Annotated in this window: 2 protein-coding genes and 1 pseudogene; 1 reads left to right on the forward strand and 2 read right to left on the reverse strand. The window is 68.3% G+C overall.

What is annotated here, in order from left to right:
* Together CBW50_RS28380 and CBW50_RS28385 are read right to left on the reverse strand one after the other, a co-directional pair.
* Positions 1–194, reverse strand: a 194-nt coding sequence (locus CBW50_RS28380) for a zf-HC2 domain-containing protein (protein WP_172404933.1), incomplete at its 3' end; no start/stop codon positions are given.
* Positions 191–694 (reverse strand): RNA polymerase sigma factor, encoded by a 504-nt coding sequence (locus CBW50_RS28385; RefSeq protein ID WP_099374577.1) that lies wholly within the window; start codon positions 692–694, stop codon positions 191–193. The genes CBW50_RS28380 and CBW50_RS28385, both read right to left, overlap by 4 nt.
* 106 nt (positions 695–800) lie before the next feature.
* Here CBW50_RS28385 and CBW50_RS28390 point away from each other — a divergent pair.
* Positions 801–1,238, forward strand: a pseudogene (locus tag CBW50_RS28390) (hypothetical protein); the annotation flags it as partial.

Consider the following 1,238-nt stretch of genomic DNA (forward strand, 5'->3'; position numbering starts at 1 on the left):
AAGCGCTGCGGCACGGCCTCGTCGAGGACGGGGGCGAAGCTGGCGTGGACGTCGTCGCGCATGGCGCGGTGCCGGGCCACGCGCCCCGCCATCGCGGCGTCGCCCGCCATTGCGGCCCGGACCTGCGCGCTGGTGGCCGGGTCGAGCTCGCCATCGGCATAGGCCATCAAGGTTTCATCATCGAAATGCATCATCGTATCCTCGCCGTATCGGACAACTGCGCCTGCAGCGCCTCGCGCGCGCGCGCCAGGCGGCTCGTCAGCGTGCCGACCGGAATGTCCAGCACGTGCGCCGCCTCTTTATAGGGCAAGCCATCGACCAGCACCAGGGCCACCACCATGCGCTGGTCCTCGCTCAGCCGGCTGATCGCTTGCTGTACCGCAAGGCGATGCACCTGCCGCTCGGATGCATCGTCGCCGACGTATTGCCCTTCCTCCTCGGCCGCGAACAGCCGGTCGCGCCGTACCCTTACCCTCACCTCGTCTATCCACGCATTCTTCATGATCCGGAACAGCCAGCTGTCGAGGCGGGAACCCGCTTCCCACTGGCCGGCATGCCGGAGCGCCCGTTCGATGGCGACCTGCACGAGATCGTCGGCATCCTCGTGGTTGCGCGTCACGGCCCGGCCAAAGCGCCGCAGCCGCGGCAGCAAGGCGGCAATGTCGGCGTGCAGGGATGCGGCAGGTGGCGTCATTGCTATCTGGTAAACGATGGAGTGAGGGATTTTAGTCCATCCCTCGGCCATTTAGGCTTAATATGATGAAACATCCTGTATCACTGAACGGCCCGGATACCACGCCATGCCCGCCTGCCCGCCCTTGTCGCTCCCTCCCGCCCGGCGCTTGCTGGCGCTGCTGCCCCTGCTGTTCGCCTGCGCCGCCGTGCAGGCCCAGGGCCACCGTCCCGCAATGCAAAGCCCGATGAATCCGTCCATGCCGCGCGGCATAGGCATCGGGAACGGCAACGGCCTGGGCTTGCAGCGGGACCCGCCGGGCTTGCTCAAACAGCAAAACTGGCTCGAACCCGGCAATGCCGCCCGGGCCGCCGGCGCGGACCATCCCGGCGATCCGGGCGACGTGGCCGGCTTGCAGCAGTCGCGCGCGCGCATGGTCAAAAACCTGCTGCGCCAGTATCGCGACGTGATCGAAGCCGATCCCCGCGGCGAACCGGTGTTGCGGCGGCAACTGCTGGCATGGTCGCCGCCGCCCGCCGTGCTGGACGCGGCGCGCGCCGATGGC

This window comes from Janthinobacterium sp. GW458P (genome assembly GCF_002127585.1).
Classification (GTDB): Bacteria; Pseudomonadota; Gammaproteobacteria; order Burkholderiales; family Burkholderiaceae_D; genus Janthinobacterium.